This is a genomic window from Candidatus Thiosymbion oneisti (assembly GCF_900092655.1).
Lineage (GTDB): Bacteria > Pseudomonadota > Gammaproteobacteria > Chromatiales > Chromatiaceae > Thiosymbion > Thiosymbion oneisti.
The window spans coordinates 1-20617 of sequence record NZ_FLUY01000544.1; the positions used below are offsets into that span (position 1 = coordinate 1).

Below are 20617 nucleotides of genomic sequence, written 5' to 3' on the forward strand. Positions count from 1 at the left end.
CTTCAGTCGGCGGTTGAGTCCGCCGAGGGCCACTTTAGTGGCCCAACCTACCAGCTTCAGCTGGTAGTGGTTGAGTCCCGGAGCGAATTCCCCGGGTGCGATTGGTCGCGTTCAGAAAGACATGGGGTCCTATGCGTGGTGGAGAGGTAGCGAGGTAATCGATGGCAGGTCACAGTAAATGGGCCAACATCAAGCACCGTAAGGCGGCCCAGGATAAGAAGCGAGGCAAGATCTGGACCAAACTGATCCGGGAAATCACGGTCGCAGCCCGCGAGGAGGGAGGGGACCCGGATACAAATCCGAGACTACGTCTGGCGGTGGACAAGGCATTCGGCGCCAACATGCCCAAGGATACCGTAGACCGCGCCATCAAGCGTGGTGCCGGCGGGGGCGAGGGAGAAAACTACGACGAGATCCGCTATGAGGGTTATGGTCCGGGCGGCATCGCGGTCATGGTCGACTGTATGACCGATAATCGCAATCGCACCGCTGCGGAGATTCGTCACGGCTTCGCCAAGCATGGTGGTAACCTGGGTACGGATGGCTCGGTATCCTACCTGTTCGCCAAGCAGGGTATCATCAGCCTTCCACCCGGCACCGACGAAGATACCGTCATGGAGATTGCGCTGGAGTCCGGTGCGGAAGACGTGGTAGTCAACGATGATGGCTCCCTGGATGTGATCATGACACCGGAGGATTTTGCCACCGTCAAGCAGGCCCTGACCGGCGCGGGCTTCGACACCGAAGCCGCTGAGGTGACCTTCAATGTCGCTACCCGGATCGAGCTCGACCGGGAAACGGCCGAAAAGCTACTCAAGCTGGTGGATACCTTGGAGGACCTGGACGACGTGCAGTACGTCTACCACAATGCGGACATCCCCGACGAGGTCATGGCGGCTTTGGACACCTGACCGATTGCAAGGATTTTCTACCCATCCACGGGCTTGGCACCAAAGCTCGGCGAGTCCCAACCACCCAGGAAAACGATCGTGTCCACAAGCCTGACTTTCGAGTATCCGTTGAATGAAAGGATCCGTACCTTCCTGCGCCTTGAGTACCTGCTCGAAAAGGTCGCCCATTTCCTCCCCCAGGAGGACCCCTGGATGTCGCGGGTGGCGGTTGAAGGGATCCTGGGCATCCTCACCATCACCACCCGGGGAGATATCAAGACCGAGCTGCTGAAAGAGCTGGAGCGAAACACGAATGCACTGAACCGCATGCAGCGCGAGCCCGAAGTGGATCCGAAGACCCTGGAAAAGACGCTCGATGATCTACGTAAGGCTATATCCGATCTCCATAAATCGAGTGGGCAAATCGGGCAATCTCTACGCCAGGACGGCTTCCTTAAGAGCATTGCCAAACGCAGCAGCATACCCGGCGGCACCTGCAGCTTCGATATACCCCAATACCACTACTGGCTGAGACAGCCGTTGAAGTTGCGTCAGCAACAGTTAAGCGACTGGATGCAGAGCTTGCAACCGGCGAGCAACGGCATCACCTTGGCGCTCTCTTTGGCGCGCACCAGCGCCGAACCGCGCGAGGTGACCGCCACCGGCGGCTTTTATCAAGAGGCCTTGAATATCCAGGCCCCGGCCCAGTTAGTGCGCGTCACCCTAAAAGACGGCAGCCATCTCTTTCCCGAAATCAGTGGCCACAAGAATCGCTTCAGTATCCGCTTTATGAGCGTTAAAGAGACAGGGCGACCTACCTCCTGGCAAAAAGACACGACCTTTACCCTTACCTGTTGTGTCTTCTAAACCTGTTGACATTTAACTCTAACCGACTGTTTTCACGTATTAAATAGCCGCAACACCCCACTGGTCCGCACAGCGGACCCTACAATCAATCAAATGGTTAGTGTAGGGTCCGCTGTGCGGACCTTCCAAAGGTCAACACGACCTAATTCACCCGTCATCCGTAGATTTCCCCGCCGCGCTGCACGTGAACACCCCTCCCAAGACAGTTGCCTGCCCTAATTGCGGCAAGCCGGTCCCCTGGGTTCCGGAATCCAAGTGGCGACCCTTCTGCAACGAGCGTTGCCGGTTGATCGACCTTGGCGAGTGGTTCGGTGAGGGTCACCGCCTCTCCGAGCCTGTTGAAGATGGCTATGCTTCGCCGATACGCGAAGAGAACGACGGTTCTCATCATTCGTAGGGTGTGGTGAGCCATAGCGAACCGGAGCGGTGCAGCGGAAACTTTGGAGTACGGCGGTAACCTCACCCCGGTACCGACTGGAATCCGCAGTGTCCGACCTGACCGCAGGGTTGGCCATGGAGCACCTGCCCACCGCCGCTTTGGATTTGGCGATGCCTCCGTCCCAAGCAAAAGCGTTGCGGCTAGGGGAAAACGCCGTCGCCGTGGCGCGTGGGGGACCCAGCGCCCAGGTTCCCGGCAAATGCTGCCGGTATTTCTCACCGCTGGGACTTGATCCGGCTGCACCGCTTTGCCGGCGTACTCCAAAGCAGTCTGGAATCCATAAAGAGCTACGAGATTTTGCACCGATACGCGGTGAAAACGGATAATCGAGAATGCGAAAACAGAAACTCTAGTAATCGTTTAGCCCTCACCTCGTCATTCCGGCAGGGATTGCCGGAATCCAGGTGCCATGGATGGCAAAATAGTGGGGGTCTGAATAATTATAAACTTCGAGGTACAAAGAATGCGCTATGCACTATTGCTTACCCTTGCGGGCCTATTGGCCGGTCCCGCATCCGGCTCCGATTGCTTCTGTCTGCAGGACGTGGATGACAACCTGTGGTTCGACTGCCGGGAGCAGAAACGGCCATCGGGTATCCATGTCTTCTGCACCAAAAAAGCTACGAAGGATCAAACCGAGAAAGAGACAAAGGATCAAATCGAACTGACCGAACGCATGGACGACCTGAGCCGCGTGCCGGACGGAGAACCCCCTTGTACGCCATGCCGACTCGATGATGTTGTTGACATAGACCCTCAACTCCGTGGCGACTAGGACAGAGAAGCGGCAGGCGGATTGGAAGACGGTGAACCGCCGCGAGCAGCAGCAGGAATCCCTACCGGAGGAAATTCACCATGAGTGATAGCCCCCGCGCCCTGGAGACCGGTGGTATCATCATCCTGATTGCGGCCCTGGTCTACGTCGGCGGTTGGTCCTACGCCTACCACTGGTACGACTATTTCGAACTGGGGCTTATCGGTCTCGACATCCCTTTCCGCTATCACTTCATGTACGGCTTCTGGGTGTTGCAATCCTACTGGTGGTTGGTATTGCTCATTGCCCTTCTGCTCGTCGCTGTCCTCGTCTTCCGGGCTCGCCTTGCCCCCATCCTGGTCCCAGCCACCCCCCTCTGGATTTTCCTGGCCTTCCTGTCGTTCTACTCCCTGGGCAAGTTCACCGCTGACGCCCGCTATTGGGATCACCAGGCATCCGGTTTCCGGAACTATTCCTGGGTGCGGGTCTGGATCAAGCCGGATTCGGGCGATCTGCCAACCAAGCTGCAAAAGGTGCAGCAGGATTTGGCCGAGGGCGACAAATACCGACTTCTGCTGGAGACGGTCCATGCCCTGTACCTGATCCGGCCCGACCAGGACGCCGACAAGATACCGACACTCCAGGTACAGCGAGATCGGGTCCGGGCTATGCGTCGGATACCGACCATTCCGGGTTCCTGACATTACCTTTACTTGTATGACCTGCGCATCGACTTGTTGTTACCGAACGGCCGCATAGCCATGAGTAAACCAAGGTTACCGCGAGTCCTGATACGCGAAGATTTCGACAGTGACGAGGAGTTCGCCCTGTACCAATCGAACGAGGCGGGGGAATGGATTTTCACCCAAGACCGAGAAGAACAACGGCAAGGGTGGAAAAAGTCGGCGCTACGCACGATTAGTGGGAGTCGGTTAGGTGTCAGGTCCCGGATGATTGCATGGGCACTGAAGGTTGCAACACTCTCTGTCAGAAACGAACGCAGTTCACATGATGGTTATGGGGATTCCTGGAGAAAGTGATTCACGATCTTTTCGGAATTCATCAACTGTTCCGTAACCTCATGCAAGGAGACCCGAAACAATGAAAGCTGGATTCGGAATCGCCTGCTTAGTGCTTATGCTGTTGGCCGCGGCAACTCCGAGTTGGGCGGTGGAGCCCGTTGGCCCCGTTTCCGAGGCAGCACTCTATATCCTTCGCGGACGAGGGGACGTAGAGCCGACCGCGGAAGATCTGGTTAGTGCCCTCAATCGAACCACGGTTAACCTCCTTGAGGCCGGTGAATATTCCCTAGCAGAAATTAATGCCCGTGAGACATTGGCCTTGGCCGAGCGGGACCTTGGTCAAGAGCACCAGGGGACATTCGCCGCATTGAACAACCTCGCCGATCTGTATCATGAGCAAGGCCGCTATGACGAGGCCGAGTCGCTCCTTGTGCGTGTCCGTGAAACCGAGGAGCGGATTTTAGGCCGGGACCATTCCCAAACACTCCTTAGCATCAACAACCTCGCCGAGTTGTATCGAGTGCAAGGCCGTTATAGTGAGGCTGAACCGCTGTATCTGCAGGTTCTTGAGACCCGCAAGCGGACACTGGGCCAAGACCATTCTAAAACCCTCCTCAGCATCAACAACCTCGCCGTGTTATATAGCGAACAAGGTCGCTATGATGAGGCCAAAAAGCACCTTGTGCGCGTCCGTGAGATCTACGAGCGGGTACTGGGCAAGGACCACCTTGACACTTTGCGAAGCATCAATAACCTCGCCATACTTTATGAAGCGCAAGCCCGCTATGGCGAGGCCGAGCCACTCTTTGTGCGTGCCCTTGAAGGCCACGAGCGGGTACTAGGCAGAGACCACCCCAAAACCCTCCTCAGCGTCAACGCTCTCGCCGGATTGTATGACAGTCAAAGGCGCGACGATGAGGCCGAGCGGCTGTACAAGCGCGTATGTGAAGCCAGCGAGCGGATATTGGGTAAGAATCATCCCGACACCCTTATCAGTGTCAACAACCTCGGTTTCCTGTACTACAGACAAGGCCGCTACGATAAGGCTGAGTCTTTGTATCTGCATGCTCAGAAGACCAGCGAGCAGGTGTATGGCAAGGATTACATCATCACCCTGCAAAGCGTCAACAATCTCGCCGTACTATATGGTACCCAAGGCCACTATGACAAGGCCGAGCCGTGGTACATACGTGCCCTTGAGGACCACGAGCGGGTGTTGGGTGAGGACCATCCCAAAACCCTTACTAGTGCCAACAATCTCGCTTGGTTGTATAACGCACAGAGCCGCTACGACAAGGCCAAATTGTTCTATATGCGCGCCCTTGAAGGCCGCGAGCGGGTATTGGGTAAGGAGCACCCCGACACCCTGGGCACTCGGGGCAATCTGGCCTATACATTGATCAATCGCGGGCAACTAGACCAAGCCCTGGAGGAGCTGCGTCGTTCAGACAAGGACCTGCGCGGCTTCGTCGGCACCCAGCTCGATACTACGCTCAACGAACGGACACGCCGCCGCTGGTTGGTGATCAGGTCCAAATTCCAACACCTAGTGTTCAGCCTCGCCCTCCGGTATCCGCGACCGGATACCTTGCGGCTGGCCGCCGATGTGTCGCTGCGCTGGAAGCGATTGGCCGAGGAATCCGAGGCCCTAACCGCTCGGCTTGTCCGGTCCAGCCAGAATCCGCAGGTGATGACGATCGCCAAGGAGTTGGGTAGGTACCGAGCTGATTTGAGTCGGCTGATGAACCTGCCCGTGCCGGATAAGAACGCCATCGCTGCCATCCGTACGGAAGTCGAACGCCGCGAGGTGGAGTTGGCCAGGCTGAGCCGGGAGTATCGCAGGCATCGGGCGAACCGTGACGTCGATTGGAAACAGATACGATCCGGGTTACCCAAGGGCTCGGCCCTGCTCTCCCTACGCGCATTCCGGCCAGTAGATTTCGCGACCGATGATTCCGGGGAGCCGCACTGGCTCGCTCTCTTGATCCCCGCCGACCCTGGAGATGGACCCGAGATCTTGCTCAAGGATCTCGGCCCAACCGAGCCCATGGTCAAGACCCAGCGCGCCCTACGGGAAACTGTCAGCAAAGAGTGGGTCCGCAAATCTGGCTGCTTACCCGCAGTTCCAAGCAGTAGCCCTTTGCGGAAAACTGACAGTAAGGAGTTGGCCCGCAAGCTCTACCAAATGCTCTTCGGCAAGCTGGATGCCGAGCTGACCAAATATGACCGACTCTATATCGCCCCGGACGGTATGCTGGATCTGGTCCCCTTCGCCCGCCTGATACTCCCCGACGGACACTATTGGGTGGAGCGTCAGGAACTGCACCGGATTCAGACCGGACGCGACCTTATTGAGTCTGGTTCGAATCTGACCTCTGTCGCCAGGGGCATGGTTGTCTACGGCGGGGTGGACTACGGTGAAGTGGACTGCTCTGAGTCAGAGCCTTCATGCCCCGAGTCAGAGTCTTCATCCGCGGCCAAACAAGCGGGAGGCTCACCCGTAACGAGCGAAGCGGTGGATGGAAACCGGATGCTGGCTATGAACCAACGCCTGCGCAGTGGGGGGCACTGTTTCGATCTCCTTGAGTCCTCTGGCCGAGAGGCCAAGGCAATTGCGGATTTCTATTGGGATTCCGACAATAGCAAAGCCGAGGTGTGGCGGAACCAGGATGCCTCGGAGACCCGACTCAAATCCCTGCTCAAATCCTCCGCCTCCCCGCCGCGTATATTGCACCTGGCTACCCACGGCTTCTTTCTCGGTAAGGACAAACCCAGCGAGCGGCCCCTGACCCTGGCCGGCTTGGCATTGGCCGGTGCCAATGACGGCTTGTACGATAAAACGAGCCCTACCGACGAGGATGGTATCCTCTATGCTTTGGAGGCTCAGGACCTGAATCTGGAGGGTACCGAGCTGGTTACCCTTTCCGCCTGTGATACCGGCCGCGGCGAGGTGGATTACTCGGAGGGGGTCTATGGTCTGGTGCGCGCCTTTCGCATCGCCGGCGCCCGCCATGTGCTCATGAGTCTCTGGAAGCTGAATGATTCTCCGGCTACCGGCTTCATGAAGGATTTCTATGCAAAGTGGTTCGAGGACCCTGGACGCCACCCGGCGGAAATCCTGCGAGAGATCCAACTGGCCTGGATCAGGGCTGAGGATTCCAAACGCAGCCGTCCGAAATACTGGGCACCCTACGTCCTGATCGAGGGTCGGTAGCGTAGAGTCCGCTGTGCGGACCGATTCGGTTGTCTTGTTGCGCCGGGCAGGTACTAACTGTGTCGAAACTAGGTCGTGTTGACATTGAGTAGGATGGGCAAAACGAGCTCCCAGCAAGCTGGGCTCAAGGCTGCGGTCATTCCACGCAGATTTCTGAACCCTGATAGTCTGGGAGGGTGCACCTGGCGAAGCGTGCCCATCGCCATTTGATGGGCACGCTGCGTCTGATTTGTCTCCCGACAAGAGGCCGCGGTTTGAGGAGCCCTGCGCGATGACCAGCGCTCGAGGCCAACTGGATGGACAGACTTCGCTTTGTCCATCCTGCGGCTATTCCACGACCAAAAGGCTTCGTTTGAGCCGAATTTTCCTATAGGAAAATCCACCTTCCCTACTCAGCAAGAGTCGGACTGAATTGTCCGCCCCCAGTTGTAAGGCGCCCTGAGATCGGTCAGTCGAGATCCCGCATTAACGCGGTGCGCGTAGCCTCATTGACGCTTACTGCCTGGCGGTAATGCGAATGATCGATGCCGACCGCCAGGTCCGCTCCGGCCTTCAAGGCAGCGATCATCTCCGGCGTCAGTTCGAAGCGCAGAAAGTGCACCGACGAGGTCTTGGTCTCGTCCGCGCGTTCCAGATCTTCATCGGCGATGGCAAAGGCCTTCTCTTGGCCGATGACCTGTACCCAGACCCGGTCCTCGATCCCGATGAGTTTACCGAGTTCCGCCCGGCGTTCCTGGGCGTCCGGGTACTCCATCATGAAGGTCGCCTTCCAATTGCTGCCGTCGGGAATCAGCGGGTTGTAGGCCGCCAGCTCGTCGGCGATGCCTTCCGGCTCGAAGATACGTTCGATACGCAACATTTCCTGGATCTGGTATTGAATGGTCAGCCGATCCTCGAAGTAAAGCGTCGCGTATGTACCAACGTGGATCTTTCGGTCCCGCTTATGCGCCATTACCTTGGCCCGGAAGTCGCCGCGTAGTTTGGCGTAGGCTTCCAGACCGTAGAGATCTTCAGGTGTCAGATAGTTCATCATCCGCTTCGCTTTAGTTAGGGCCTGTTGACATTTGATATTGCCGGCTCCCAGGCTCCAGCGTCCACAAGCGACCAGGTAAGCCGACCCAAGCCAACCCATGTCGGCACAGAGGGGCACGATCCGCCGGAGCGGACAAGACAGCGTTCCCACCTGTCTGCGTGCAGGGACGCACAGGCAGGCGTTGGAGCCTGGGAACGAGCGCAGGATAGTAGGCAAAATGTACTGAAATGATGGACTAGTCCCCGCCGTAATCCACCCTCACAGCACCCCTGAGCGGTTGTATCTCTCGGTTTTTCCAGATCGGTTTCGGTAGCGGCTGCAACAACTTCACTCGGCCCAATGAGGGCGTGACCAGATGCCCCGGCAGGGTCTGCAAATAATAGGCAACCACTTCCGTGGCATCCACGATACCGGCGTCTTTATCTCTCAACACCTTGATTTCCAATGCGGGGTGCCGGTTGATTTGTGACGGTTCATCCACATACCAATAGCCGGCTACCCTATACATCTTCTCATGATCCATCAATTCGCCATTGACTCGAATCCGTGATGTCCGCAAACCGAATTCATTGTAAGGGTCCAAGGCATAGGTGAGCCCGGAAAAAGCCGGTAGCCAACCGCCGCCCCAAGCGCCGACCCATTGACTCAATACTGCCTGTGCGGAGCGTTCCAGCTGCAATTTCAGGTCATCGCCGGATATCAAACCACAAGCGATTTGTGGTCCGATGGGGATATAATGGTAAATATCCTCGAGCCTGATCGGCCCAGGTGCAATATGGGTTCCATAGCGAAAACCACGGATAACACCCACATCCGCCTGACAGGCGACTCTGAATGCATCGGTCAGGAAGTTGTGCGAGGTGCCTTCGATAACCGCCGGGGCCCGTTCGGCGTCCGAAAAATTGGAACGATGCAACGGAATCCAGGTGTGCCCGATAATGGTATCGACGGGCGTTCGCAGGACTGCCCCATTGATGGGGTTGACATGGGGTTTAAAACCCTCTCCTTTTATGAACGGCCTCCGAATCGCGTCGATCTTTGCCGCTATCTTCGGGTGAGGGACATTATTGTCGACACTGATGCGATGGGCCTGCCATTGCCAATCCGTTATTTTCTTGTCCTCTACCCTAACCGTAAGCTCACCCACCAAGGTTCCATCCTGTCCTTCTTCCACCAGTATGGTACCGGTTTCGGCCACCAGCGCCTGGTAGGTCTCTTCGTGCATATCGGAGGACAACACGATGTCCACGCCCGGAAAGGTCTCCACCAATGCCAAGTTATTCGCCAGACCGCGTTCGGACAGCAATACGACCAAATCAACCTGTTCCTGGTTCCTCAACAGATCAATAGCGTTCGGCAATTCATCCTGCCCGGTGGTCAGATAAAACCCCTCCATGACCATGGGGCTCAACGCCTTGGGACCACGTTCCGCCGTCAATCCGATCAGGCCGACCTTGACATCGCCGACCTGGTAGATCAGATAAGGCGGTAATACCCTTTGCCCGGCCTTATCGGCATAGGGGGTTGCCGGAAATTCATACAGGGTCGCGTAATAGAGATTCGCCGCAACGGCATGCCAATTGGCTTTGGGCGTTTCGCCCGCAAACAAGCGAATGAAATGGTCCGTACCATAAAGAAAATCCCAATTGCCCGGCGCAAAGGCATCTATTTTGAATGCGTTCAATATCTCGACCAGCGCCTCGCCACGTGAGAATAAGGCCTCCGCCGATCCTTGGATCGTATCACCGGTATTGATCAACAGGCTATTCGGGTGTGCCCGCCTGATCTTACTGATCTGATCGTAGACATAGGCCAAACCCCCGACCATTTTTCCATGATCGCTCGCGGCATCCCGCAGCTGCGGACGAGGTACCAAATGACCGTGGAGATCCCCGATGTGGATCAGGGTGACCTGTCCGTCACCCGCAGCGAGTCTCAGTGGTGAACAACAGGCAACAGCCAAACAGACCCAATAAGGGCACCTTGAAAATTTTAAGGTAGCCATGTGGGATAAGGAGACCCCGCTATCTTTGTGCGCGTAACTGCATAAACATGAAGGCGCTCGGAAACCTGGGTGCGGCGTTCCCCACGCATCCCGGCGACGGTATTGTTCCTGGCCCGCAGCGCCGGTGCTCGGGAGACAGGTGCGTGCGGCAAGTGGCCGACATCCTCTCAGTGCAGAACCTCGTCGAGACGGCTGGCGGTGAGGACCCGCTCGGACCACTCCAACAGGGTCTGCTCGCTGGCCTGCTCGATACGGCGCTGTACCGCGTCGGGTAAGGTGCCGAATTTCAGGCGTAGCTGGCGTTCCAATACCAAGGCTTCGCCTTGGTGCTTGCCCTGCTGTATGCCTTGCTGCATGCCTTGCTGCATACCCTGCTGTATGCCTTGCTGCATACCCTGCTGTATGCCTTGCTGCATACCCTGCTGTATGCCTTGCCGCATACCCTGCTGCATGCCTTGTTGTATGCCCTGCTGCATGCCCTGTTCGTGGAAGCGTTCGGCAAATCGGCTCATGGTCTGCGCCTCGTCGGGATAGTCACGCTGATATTCGGCCCGCTCATTATCATCAAGCGCTGCGTAGATGTCGATGAAGTCCAGATACTTGAGTTGCTTCTCGGGATCGGGTTCCAGCTCAATCAGTCCCCGAACCGCTTGGGCATAGACTTCGACCTTGCGCCGCGCAGGGTACTGCATGTTGGGCAGGTTCAGCCGTACTACCAGGTTATCGCTGTGGCGGTAGTCCTCATAGGACAGCTCACCGAGGGCACAGCTCAGGTAGCGGAAGTCGAGGTAGGTGTCCTGATCTCCGCTCAGGCGCAGGCGTTGGGCCACACCTTTCGCTTGGCGCAGGAAAATGACGACCGGGACCACACGGTCGGTCTTCATCAGCTCGGCCAGATCCAGACAGTAGTGGGCCAGGCGGTGGATGGAGAAGCGGCGGGCGTCGCTCTCTTCTTCGAGCACGAACAGGAGGGCCTCGTGTCGTCCGTCGGGCCACTCTACCCGTAGCGGCACATCGAGCTCCCGAAAGCGTTCGCCGAGGCGTTCTTGGAACTGCTCTTGGCGAACGGGTGTAATGTGCACCCGTTCGTCGATCTTCGCGGCCTCGGCGGCGGCGAAAAAGGCCAGCGCCTGGCGGGAATAGTCGAGGAGGAGGTTTTTGAAGTTCTGGTCGTGGGACATGATCCTATCCAGGGAAAAAACGAGGTTTGGATTGTTACTTAGAGGCCGTCTAAAAACTAACATACTGATTTTAAAGCGGTAGGCTGGGCCGAAGGACGAGACCCGGCAAGTCAGGCTAGCCCGTCAAAGCTGGGTTTCGTTCCTCAACCCAGCCTACCGCCTACTATGCCTTTTTAGACAGCCTCTTAGAGATCCTCACAGGCGACCCGATTCAGGGCCTGACATAGCTCCAACCTAAGGTCTGTTTTTCGACCAGTTCCACGATGCCGGAAGGCACATAACGTACCTGCTCCAACATATCGGCGGGTCTCAATTTCGCCCTGCGCATCGAGTTCTCACTCACGATGATCCGTACCCCTTCCGTCGTCACCTCCTTGACCTTATCGGCGATGGGAATCGGCGCGTAATACTTGAGCGTCTGCACCCCCGCACCATAAACCACGATTTCGACATCGACATTTTCCGGGCCGAAGGCCGCGAGTGCACTCCGGGCATTGTTCAGGGCCGTATTGAGCTTGTCGACGCTGTCTTCACTGACTTGTAACAACAAGCGATACTTCAGTTGCTCAGCGGCCAAGGTAGTCACTGATATACACAATAAAAGAGCAGCGACAATCAACCTAATTTTTTCCATTTCGAGCCTCTCTCATACCCTGTGTGGTACAACTACCCTGTGTGGCAATGCCATTAAGTTAAGTCTTGTAGGTCGGGTTAGGCGCGTCTTTCGGTGGTGAGGGATGCAAACGCTTTTGAACGCGCCCTAGCCCGACATTCGATGGTGGGTACCTGTTTGCTCCGTAGAAGATGCGGATTCAATCGAAGCCGGCGGCGTACAGCGGCGCCATCCGCGAATTCGAGAGACCGCATTGTCGGGTTACGGCGCGTTTGGCCTCGCTGGCACATACCGGCCTTGAAAGGCGCGCCTAACCCGACCTACCACGACCAGCGGCCGGCAGCTAACTTAATGGCATTACCCTGTGTGGTACAACAAGTGATCATCACCGATCACTTCCGGCAACCGACTGCCTCGAATCACCGTATCCAGCTTATGATTCCCCAACCAAAGGAATAAATCCCCACCTGCCTCGCGGCGTTTGAGCGCCTCATGGATCAAGACCTCCAGTGCCGACTCGTCCATGTTTTGGATCTGTTCACAGATCATAACCAAGGACCCTTGGCGTCCACCTCGGGTATTCAAATCCACGAGAAACTTCTCCAGGCCGTTCACCGAGCCGAAGAACAGGCTGCCGGAGACCTTCAATACCGTTGCCCGTTCCACCCCCGCGGGCCGGTACTGCTCGGCTTTCAGTCCGAACAGTAGCTCGATCTCGGGAACGGAAACGCTCCTCAAATAGGCCACAATGGATAAAAAGACCCCCAAAAAGACACCATCCGCCAGATTGCCGTACAGGGCCGTTATCAGGGTAACTACAAAGATGATTCTCGCCTCGCTGCGTATCGCCAGTAACCGTTTGATGTCTTTCAGCTTGATCAAATTGACGGCCACGATGAACAAGACCCCCGCCATGACCGGCATGGGTAAGCGCGCAATCAAAGGGCTCGCACCGAATACCAGGAGCGCCAGTGCCAATGCCGAGACAATACCCGCCAGGGGGGTCAAAGCGCCTGCTTCCAAATTGGCCGCGCTGCGATTGAATGAGCCGCAGGCCGGAAAGCAGGACAAAAAGCTGCCGGCGATATTGGATAGGCCCTGACTTGCGACCTCCTTGTTATTATCGATCAGTTGCCCGGTCTTGGTCGCCAGGCCCCGAGCAATAATAGTCGATTGAATCAATCCCATTAAGGCAATACTGAACCCCGCCGACATCAGCCCCTCTGCGGCCTCCGCGAAATTACCGGGACTGAAATCCGGGTGTGAAAAAGGGGCAACGCTCAATGACAGATGGCCCAGTCTATCGATGGCCGTGGTCGCCGAGCCGAACAGCAGATCCAGTATTTCCGCCATCAGGGTTCCCACCAGGATGGCAACAATATGATGGGGCCATGTGGGCCGATAGCGTCTCGAGAGCACACTGACTAGAATCGTCGTAACCCCTACGGTCACGGCATAGCCGTTGATGAGATGTGCACTGAAAAATAACCGATACAGGGTGTAATCGATGTCCTCGGGGACATTCATGATGATACCCATGAAATCGCCCGACTGACGTAAGATAATGGTGATCCCGACGGCGGTAATCAAAGCGATCAGAACCGTTTCGGAAAAATAGTTGAAGACAGCGCCTAATTTAAACACCGCAAATAGGAGCTGGATCACGCCCACGATACAACTCAAGGTAATGGCATACATAATGTAATCGGGCGTGCTCAATGAAGCATAAGGCGCGAGCGCCGTGGCGATCATAATCGCCAACGCCGTATTGGGGCCCGATAGCGCCTGCCAGGAAGAGCCGAACAGGGACGCGATGATCACCGGAAAGATAGAGGTGTATAGCCCGTACTCAGGTGGCATACCCGCCAATGTCGCCAAGGCAACGGCCTGGGGTAGAATCAGCACGCCGGCAATGATGCCGGCAACCAGATCGTTCTTGATGACCGCGCGGTTTAATAACCCGAACCAGGCCGTACAATTGAACAAGGAGAAAAAGGCACCCACTTACCAACCCCCGCCCGGCTTGGGTCCCAACGCATTCAAGAACCAACCCACCCGGGGATCGAACGGACGGTAGTGGATCCACATATAATTAGCGACATCCCAGGCCTCCATATCCGTCAGGGTATAGCCGGCGCCCAGCGGCATATTGGCCTTGATATAGCGCGCCGCCCTTCTGATCTTATTCATACCCGCTCCACGATTGAATGAATCCCCCCCCCATAAGGGCGGAAACATATAGCCCACGCCGTTTTTGTGTTTCTGACCCTTGCCGTCTTCGCCATGACACATGGCACACCGGGTTTTATAAACGATTTCGCCATTGATATGAGAAGGGGAACGGGTTCGGCTGATGGGTGCAAGGCCACGGCCGGGCAACTCGACCCCGATCGGTACATCCTTGGACAACCAATGCATGTAGGTCACCAAGGCCTCCATCTCCGGGGTGTCCAAGGTCGGGGCAATGCCGTCCAAGCTGTATCGAAAACAATCCTGAATCCGTTCCTGAATGGTGATTACCTCTCGATTTTTGGAGCGATACTGCGGATACATCCCATAGGCCGCCCATAGGGGCATGGCATAGGGCTGACGACCCTCCGATAGATGGCAACTGCTGCAATTCAAACCGTTGCCGACGAAGCGCCGACCATGCACTTGGGTATTGACGAAGATCTCACGCCCCCAGCGCACCATATCGCCGTATTTATCGTCCGGGATATCTTCCACTTTTGGGGGGACATAGTACTCGCCGGGATTGACGACCGGCACTGCGATCAATTCGGTGGGCAAGCTGACGCGCGGCTCGACCAGGCTGGGGCGGACCTCCAAAGGATCGATTTCTTGCGCCGTGATGGCCGTGACGAGAGACGCATTGATTACTGTGAATAGATAATATAGCTTGAACCGAGGCATTATTGATTTACCTCATAGGACATATTATCGAAGTAGGCAGCGATGGTTTTTTTATCGCCATCGGTCAACAGGTTGGATATATTTTTCATGATCGCTAGATTGTCATTATCGCGTTCACCGCGCTGCCACTTGTTGATCTGATTGATAATGTATTGTGGAGGTTGGCCGCTCAAGGGCGGGAAGATAGCGCCGAAGCCTTCTCCATTCGGGCCATGGCAGGCGCTACAGCGTGGCATCATATATTCCGGTTTGCCGCGCGCGGCCAGTTCCCGACCGTTTTCCAGCGTCTGAAAATCCGCCGCGACCGGCCGCGCCTTGAACGGTAACCGGGCATAGTATTCGGACAAATTGTCAATCTCCTCAGGTGTCAGTGCCTTGGCAATCGGGTTCATTATTGCATCGGATCGAATACCCGGTGAATAGACGGTGAGATCCTTATAGATACGAGGCGTCTTGGTGTAATCACGTGCGATCGCATCGACTTTTACGCCGATGTCCAAGGGATTGCGTGCAAAATCCCGGAGTTGTTTACGAATGTAGTCAGGATGCAATCCGGCCAATCTGGGGTAACCGAGTCCCCGGTTGCCTTCGCCCGATCCACCATGACAACCCGTGCAGGCCGGAATATCTTCGCGACCCTGTTGTGCCAATTGTTCGCCCATCTCTACGGCAGTCTCGAAGGAGGCACTCCGGTGGGACTGAAGATAAACCAGCAGCAACATCCCCAATCCACTGATCACAAGGGCAGAGAGGATGAAATATGATTTTTTCCACATTTCGGCTTATATTAAGAGTATAGTCACTTGAGCTGATCCGCGCGCCCTCAGTGTTGAGGGGCTAACCCGACTTGCCGGGGAGGGATCAGCGTGTTTCCCCGACCAACCGGACCGGCCGCCCGTCCCGACAGACCGCCAGGCGTTGCAGGTCTATAGACACCCATAACCTCCGGAAGATCCTCCGGTAGTGGTAATTTAAATGGTTAGCGTAGAAGGGTTCATGATGCCCCGTTGCTTGATTTGATCCCCTCTCCCCGGCCCCCCTCGCTGCGCTCGGGGCAGGCTCTCTCCCGGCGGGAGGGTGTCGCAAAAGCCCCTCTCCCGCCGGGAGAGGGGCTTTTGCGACACCCTCGGAGGGAGAGGGGGTGCTGCGTGTGACGTGCCCAACCCACTGCGAGTGGCGATGTTTCCATTTAAACCTTAACCACTACCGATCTTCCATGCAGGCCGCTAACTCGGCCTTGTGCTCAGACGGGATCACCCGGCAGGTTCGCTGATACGGTTTCCGCCTATCTTTTTGAGGGCGCGCATGACGGTCGGTGCGGAGATGGCGTCCACTACCTTCAGGGCAACCAGCTCTGCGGCCAGTAAACGCAAGGTCCACCGGGCATGTCCGGGTGGTGGCTCGCTACTGGCGAGCTGGATCAGGCGCGCTTCCTTCTCCCCATCGAGAATCGGTGCGCGCGGGGGCCGCTCACGCTGCTTGCGCTCCAGGGCCGCCCCAAGCCCTTGCTCCACAAAGCGTTGGCGCAGTGTGAACACGGTTCGCGGGGCGCAGGAGAAGGCCTCCGCGGCTTGCGCATCGCTCCAGTTGTTCGGTCCGTCCGCATCGACCTTCAGCAGCACATTGGCATGCTTGATCTTATAGGCCGCCGCCTGGCCCTTGTTCACCAACTCGGTGAGCAGGGCGCGCTCCTCCGCGGTCAGACGCACGATATATTTTTTGGTCATGGGGATACCTCCTGATGGAATCACATCATGAGATAGCATCGATCCTATGAGTTTGCAATGTTAGCCGAAATCGGAGTGTGTTTTCGATGCGGCTATTGGTTGAATTGTGGGTCGTGCGGATTGCTCGGTGCACCGATGGAAAACGAAACCAGCTTTGACAATCTGCGTAATCTGTGGATAAAGGTCTCTTGACCGAGACGTTCAACCGCATGGAAATATGACAGAGTATAAGCATGTCGAAGAAATACCCGATCATCGCCGTAACCGGCTCGTCCGGTGCCGGAACCACCACGGTGAAGGATGCATTGGAGCATATTTTCCGGCGGGTCGGCGCCCGCGCGGCGACCATCCAAGGCGACAGTTTTCACCGCTTCGACCGGCAGCAGATGAAGGAGGAGCTCGAGAAGGCCAAGACGGAGGGCCGCAACCTGAGCCACTTCGGACCTGAGGCTAACCTGTTCGAGAAGCAATTCGAGCTGTTCCGCCGCTATGGGGAGTCCGGCAGGGGGGAGCGCCGTTACTATATCCATGACGAGGAAGAAGCCGCACTCTTCGGGCAGGAGCCGGGCACCTTTACGCCTTGGGAGCCGATCCCGCCGGATACGGATCTGCTCTTCTACGAGGGGTTGCACGGTGGTGTGGTCACCGACGACATCGATATGGCCAAGGAGGTGGATCTGCTGATCGGTGTGTGTCCCACCATCAACCTCGAGTGGGTGCAGAAGATCAAACGCGACATGGCAGAAAGGGGCTACCGACAGGAGGTGGTATTGGAGACGATCCACCGTCGTATGCATGACTATATGCACTACATCGTGCCCCAGTTCTCCGCGACCCACATCAACTTCCAGCGCATCCCCCTCATCGACACCAGTAATCCCTTCTCCGTAGCCAACATCCCGACTGCCGACCAGAGCCTGGTCTTGATCCATTTTCAGAAACCCAAGCCCAGCATCGAGTATAAGCTCAACCTCAAGGGCCTGATCGACGGGGCCATGATCACCGGCTTCAACACCCTGGTGATCCCCGGCGGCAAGATGATGTATGCGATGGAGCTGATCCTGACCGAACTCGTCATCGGTCTGTTGAGGCAGCGAGCGGATGTGGCGACACACCATCTCTAAGCTGGACAGGCTCTCAAACCGATTTCCATTGTGTTGATCCGATACGCTGACAAACCCACCGCGCCGACGCAGATGATGGGTAAGGTATGGTTCGTCGGTGCCGGACCGGGCGATCCGGACCTGATCACGGTCAAGGGTCGCGGACTCATCGCCGGCGCCGGTGCAATCCTCTATGCCGGTTCTCTGGTCGCAGAGACGGCCTTGCGCTGGGCGCCGTCCGGCTGCGAGATTGCCGATTCCAAGGATATGACGCTAGAGGCGATCACCGGCTGGTTGATCCAAAAGGCACGGGTGCATGACCGGGTGGTGCGCCTGCAGACCGGCGATCCCTCCCTATACGGCGCATTGATCGAGATGGCACGACCGCTGGATGCCGCCGCTATCGAGATCGGCGTGGTACCCGGTGTCTCCTCCGCCATGGCCGCGGCGGCGGCGGCCGTGGAGAGCCTCACCCTGCCCGAGGTGACCCAAACGGTTATCATCACCCGGGTGGCGGGCCGCACGCCCATGCCGGAGGGCGAAACCCTGGAGGCACTGGCACGGCATCGCTGCACCCTATGCCTATTCCTTTCCATCCGGTTGCTGCGCAAGGTGCGCAGCGCGCTGTGCGCGGCAGGCTGGCAGGAGCAGGCGCCGGTGCTGGTCGTCCACAAGGCGAGCTGGCCCGGCGAAGAGAAGATCATCCGCGGCACACTCGCCGACATCGAGGCCAGGTGTCGCGCCGAACAGGTCGACAGCCAGGCCATGATCATCGTTAGCCCGACATTAGGGGCGCGCGACTGGCCGAGCTTGCAGACATCCAAGCTCTATGATCCGGATTTTACGCATCGTTTCCGCCGGCGGGTCGGGTCGGAAGGCGAGGGGTAAGGTAATGGTTCAGCCCCCGCTTCGTCATTCCGGTAAGTGTGGCCGGAATCCGAGTGCCGTGGATGGCAAAAAAGATGGCTCTTTATGGATTCTGGACTACCAAAGGATCATGGCAGGGTACCAGCGGACGTTTTGGAGTGCGGCGGCAACCCCACCCCGCTGCTTACCGGAACCTACAGTCCTAAGCCTAAGCCGGGGGTCGGCCAAGTGGCACCATCCTGCCGCCGCTTTGGATTTGGCGAGGTATCCGTTCCCGGCCAAGGTGTCGCGGCCAGGGGAAAGCGCCGTCGCCGCGGCGCGGGTCGAGCCTAAGTGCCCGGATTCCCGACCAACGCCGCTGGTATCCCCCGTGGCTGAGGTTAGCTCGAGCCGCGCCGTTTTGCCGGCGCACTCCAAAGCGGTCCGGAATCCATAAAGAACCAAAGAGATTTGAACAAAGGTACATCGAAAAACTTATGCCCAAAACCATTACCGAACAAGCGACCCAAACCGGCCGGCGGATTGAGCATGACTCTTTTGCCACCGTGGATCGAGAGGCCGGTCCCCATGGCTATGACGCGCACCAGTGGACGATCGTGCGGCGCATGATCCATGCCTCCGCGGATTTCGACTTCAACGGCCTGACCCGCTTCCATCCCCAGGCAGTCTCCGCCGGCGTCGCCGCCGTCCTGGCCGGCAGTCCGGTGGTGGCGGACGTGGAAATGATCCGGGTGGGTCTATCGCAGGCGCGCCTGGCCCACTTCGGTATCCAGGTACACCAGTTCATCAGTGACCCCGATATCATCGCCCGGGCGCAAGCGGATGCCAGCACCCGCGCCGTGCAGTCCATGCGCAAGGCCCATGAACATGGCCTACTCAATGGCGGCATGGTAGCAGTGGGGAATGCGCCGACCGCCTTGCTGGAGATCGTGCGCCTGGTACGCACGGAGGGCGTGCGGCCGGCCCTCGTCATCGGGATGCCCGTGGGATTCGTCTCGGCGGCCGAGTCGAAGGCGGCCTTGAGCAAGCTCACGGAGGTCCCCTGGATCCTTACCGACGGGCGCAAAGGAGGATCCGCATTAGTGGTAGCGGCAATCCACGCCCTCCTGGCACTGGCCGAGGAGCGGCAGTCCCAATCGGTAGGCCCAGTCCAGCCTCCAGGATCTCGAACATGAAGACCTTCAATACCGCCGGCCCGACAAAGCCGGACAAAGATTACAACATTCCCCCGCTATCGCGTTGGGATATGGAAGAAATCCGGCGTCTGATCCAGGAGGAACGCTACTTCGTCCTCCACGCCCCACGCCAGACCGGCAAGACCAGCTGCCTGTTAGCCTTGATGGCGCAGCTCAATGCGGAACAGGATTACACGGCCCTCTATGTAAACCTGGAGCCGGCCCAGGCGGTGCGGGGGAACCTGGAAGCAGGCATGCGGATCATCCTGGACGCCCTGGTCGCCAGTGCCGATGAATACCTGGCCGATCGGCTCCTGCCGGAAATTGCTCAGGAGATCATTGCCACTCACTCTGCCGGCAGTCTGCTCCGGGAAGGGCTGCGTCGCTGGTGCCGAGGGCTCGAGAGGCCCCTGGTCTTGCTCCTGGATGAGGTGGATGCCTTGGTGGGAGATACCCTGATCTCCCTGCTGCGCCAGATCCGCGCCGGCTATCCGGATCGTCCGCGCGCCTTCCCGCAGACAGTGCTCTTGTGCGGGGTGCGGGATGTACGGGATTACCGCATGCATAGCGGCGACCACCAGATCATCACCGGCGGCAGCGCCTTCAACATCAAATCGAAATCCCTGCGGCTGGGGAACTTCAGTCACGGGGATGTCGCCGGGCTCTATGCCCAACACACCGAGGAGACCGGGCAGGCGTTCGCGGACGGGGTGATCGATTATGTCTTCGAGCAGACCGGCGGTCAGCCTTGGCTGGTCAATGCCCTCGGCTACGAGGCCTGTTTTGAAATGAAGGCAGGCCACGACCGTGCCCG

18 protein-coding genes are annotated in these 20617 nt (G+C 57.6%); 10 read left to right on the top strand and 8 right to left on the bottom strand.

Annotated elements, in window-relative coordinates:
• The first annotated feature begins 161 nt into the window (after positions 1–161).
• The 6 genes from BQ17_RS05580 to BQ17_RS05610 all read left to right on the top strand — a co-directional run bounded on the left by BQ17_RS05580 (position 162) and on the right by BQ17_RS05610 (position 7186).
• Positions 162–911, top strand: a complete 750-nt coding sequence (locus BQ17_RS05580; RefSeq protein ID WP_089725048.1) for a YebC/PmpR family DNA-binding transcriptional regulator — start codon at positions 162–164, stop codon at positions 909–911.
• A gap of 78 nt (positions 912–989) precedes the next feature.
• Positions 990–1757 (top strand): cell division protein ZapD, encoded by a 768-nt coding sequence (gene zapD / locus BQ17_RS05585; RefSeq protein WP_089725050.1) that lies wholly within the window; start codon positions 990–992, stop codon positions 1755–1757.
• A gap of 184 nt (positions 1758–1941) precedes the next feature.
• Positions 1942–2154 carry a DNA gyrase inhibitor YacG gene (locus tag BQ17_RS05590; RefSeq protein WP_089725052.1) on the top strand — a complete coding sequence of 71 codons (213 nt, stop codon included), beginning with the start codon at positions 1942–1944 and terminating at the stop codon, positions 2152–2154.
• A 505-nt stretch (positions 2155–2659) separates the two neighbouring features.
• Entirely contained in the window at positions 2660–2971 is a 312-nt protein-coding gene (locus BQ17_RS05595) for a hypothetical protein (protein WP_089725055.1), read from the top strand.
• Between the two features lie 80 nt (positions 2972–3051).
• Entirely contained in the window at positions 3052–3651 is a 600-nt protein-coding gene (locus BQ17_RS05600; RefSeq protein ID WP_089725057.1) for a hypothetical protein, read from the top strand.
• A 400-nt stretch (positions 3652–4051) separates the two neighbouring features.
• Complete coding sequence (locus tag BQ17_RS05610) at positions 4052–7186, top strand: CHAT domain-containing tetratricopeptide repeat protein (protein WP_089725060.1); 3135 nt, start codon at positions 4052–4054, stop codon at positions 7184–7186.
• Positions 7187–7634: 448 nt separating this feature from the next.
• On the opposite strand, the gene BQ17_RS05615 is transcribed toward BQ17_RS05610, so the two are convergent.
• From BQ17_RS05615 to BQ17_RS05650, 8 genes are all read right to left on the bottom strand, one after another.
• Positions 7635–8219: a DUF3501 family protein gene (locus tag BQ17_RS05615; RefSeq protein ID WP_218068118.1), complete on the bottom strand. Its 585-nt coding sequence runs from the start codon at positions 8217–8219 to the stop codon at positions 7635–7637.
• Between the two features lie 235 nt (positions 8220–8454).
• Positions 8455–10224, bottom strand: a complete 1770-nt coding sequence (locus BQ17_RS05620) for a bifunctional metallophosphatase/5'-nucleotidase (protein ID WP_089725064.1) — start codon at positions 10222–10224, stop codon at positions 8455–8457.
• Between the two features lie 167 nt (positions 10225–10391).
• Positions 10392–11405, bottom strand: coding sequence for a hypothetical protein (locus BQ17_RS05625; protein ID WP_089725066.1), 1014 nt, complete (start codon positions 11403–11405; stop codon positions 10392–10394).
• A gap of 211 nt (positions 11406–11616) precedes the next feature.
• Positions 11617–11982, bottom strand: coding sequence for a DsrE family protein (locus tag BQ17_RS05630; protein ID WP_165742132.1), 366 nt, complete (start codon positions 11980–11982; stop codon positions 11617–11619).
• 393 nt (positions 11983–12375) lie between these two features.
• Positions 12376–14022, bottom strand: a complete 1647-nt coding sequence (locus BQ17_RS05635; protein WP_089725070.1) for a SulP family inorganic anion transporter — start codon at positions 14020–14022, stop codon at positions 12376–12378.
• Complete coding sequence (locus tag BQ17_RS05640) at positions 14023–14931, bottom strand: c-type cytochrome (RefSeq protein WP_089725072.1); 909 nt, start codon at positions 14929–14931, stop codon at positions 14023–14025.
• Positions 14931–15653: a c-type cytochrome gene (locus BQ17_RS05645; RefSeq protein WP_243725269.1), complete on the bottom strand. Its 723-nt coding sequence runs from the start codon at positions 15651–15653 to the stop codon at positions 14931–14933. Before BQ17_RS05645 ends, BQ17_RS05640 begins: the two co-directional genes overlap by 1 nt.
• A 531-nt stretch (positions 15654–16184) precedes the next feature.
• The gene (locus BQ17_RS05650) at positions 16185–16658 is read right to left on the bottom strand and encodes a helix-turn-helix domain-containing protein (protein ID WP_176722307.1); all 474 of its coding nucleotides are present in this window, start codon (positions 16656–16658) and stop codon (positions 16185–16187) included.
• Positions 16659–16891: 233 nt separating this feature from the next.
• Between BQ17_RS05650 and BQ17_RS05655 the strand changes: the two genes are divergently transcribed.
• From BQ17_RS05655 to BQ17_RS05670, 4 genes are all read left to right on the top strand, one after another.
• The gene (locus tag BQ17_RS05655) at positions 16892–17782 is read left to right on the top strand and encodes a phosphoribulokinase (RefSeq protein ID WP_089725078.1); all 891 of its coding nucleotides are present in this window, start codon (positions 16892–16894) and stop codon (positions 17780–17782) included.
• A 75-nt stretch (positions 17783–17857) separates the two neighbouring features.
• Entirely contained in the window at positions 17858–18649 is a 792-nt protein-coding gene (gene cobM / locus BQ17_RS05660; protein WP_218068120.1) for a precorrin-4 C(11)-methyltransferase, read from the top strand.
• A 455-nt stretch (positions 18650–19104) separates the two neighbouring features.
• Positions 19105–19803: a precorrin-8X methylmutase gene (locus tag BQ17_RS05665; RefSeq protein WP_089725083.1), complete on the top strand. Its 699-nt coding sequence runs from the start codon at positions 19105–19107 to the stop codon at positions 19801–19803.
• Positions 19800–20617: AAA family ATPase (locus tag BQ17_RS05670; RefSeq protein ID WP_176722308.1), on the top strand; the 818-nt coding region annotated here is incomplete at its 3' end. The genes BQ17_RS05665 and BQ17_RS05670, both read left to right, overlap by 4 nt.

Excerpts from the sequence above, each read along its gene's own strand:
- BQ17_RS05650 (WP_176722307.1), bottom strand. The coding sequence starts at position 16,658 with ATGACCAAAAAATATATCGTGCGTCTGACCGCGGAGGAGCGCGCCCTG.
- BQ17_RS05595 (WP_089725055.1), top strand. The coding sequence starts at position 2,660 with ATGCGCTATGCACTATTGCTTACCCTTGCGGGCCTATTGGCCGGTCCC.
- BQ17_RS05620 (WP_089725064.1), bottom strand. The coding sequence starts at position 10,224 with ATGGCTACCTTAAAATTTTCAAGGTGCCCTTATTGGGTCTGTTTGGCT.
- BQ17_RS05615 (WP_218068118.1), bottom strand. The coding sequence starts at position 8,219 with ATGATGAACTATCTGACACCTGAAGATCTCTACGGTCTGGAAGCCTAC.
- BQ17_RS05665 (WP_089725083.1), top strand. The coding sequence starts at position 19,105 with ATGCCCAAAACCATTACCGAACAAGCGACCCAAACCGGCCGGCGGATT.
- BQ17_RS05625 (WP_089725066.1), bottom strand. The coding sequence starts at position 11,405 with ATGTCCCACGACCAGAACTTCAAAAACCTCCTCCTCGACTATTCCCGC.
- BQ17_RS05640 (WP_089725072.1), bottom strand. The coding sequence starts at position 14,931 with ATGCCTCGGTTCAAGCTATATTATCTATTCACAGTAATCAATGCGTCT.
- BQ17_RS05600 (WP_089725057.1), top strand. The coding sequence starts at position 3,052 with ATGAGTGATAGCCCCCGCGCCCTGGAGACCGGTGGTATCATCATCCTG.
- BQ17_RS05580 (WP_089725048.1), top strand. The coding sequence starts at position 162 with ATGGCAGGTCACAGTAAATGGGCCAACATCAAGCACCGTAAGGCGGCC.
- cobM (WP_218068120.1), top strand. The coding sequence starts at position 17,858 with ATGGGTAAGGTATGGTTCGTCGGTGCCGGACCGGGCGATCCGGACCTG.
- BQ17_RS05655 (WP_089725078.1), top strand. The coding sequence starts at position 16,892 with ATGTCGAAGAAATACCCGATCATCGCCGTAACCGGCTCGTCCGGTGCC.
- BQ17_RS05645 (WP_243725269.1), bottom strand. The coding sequence starts at position 15,653 with ATGTTGCTGCTGGTTTATCTTCAGTCCCACCGGAGTGCCTCCTTCGAG.
- BQ17_RS05610 (WP_089725060.1), top strand. The coding sequence starts at position 4,052 with ATGAAAGCTGGATTCGGAATCGCCTGCTTAGTGCTTATGCTGTTGGCC.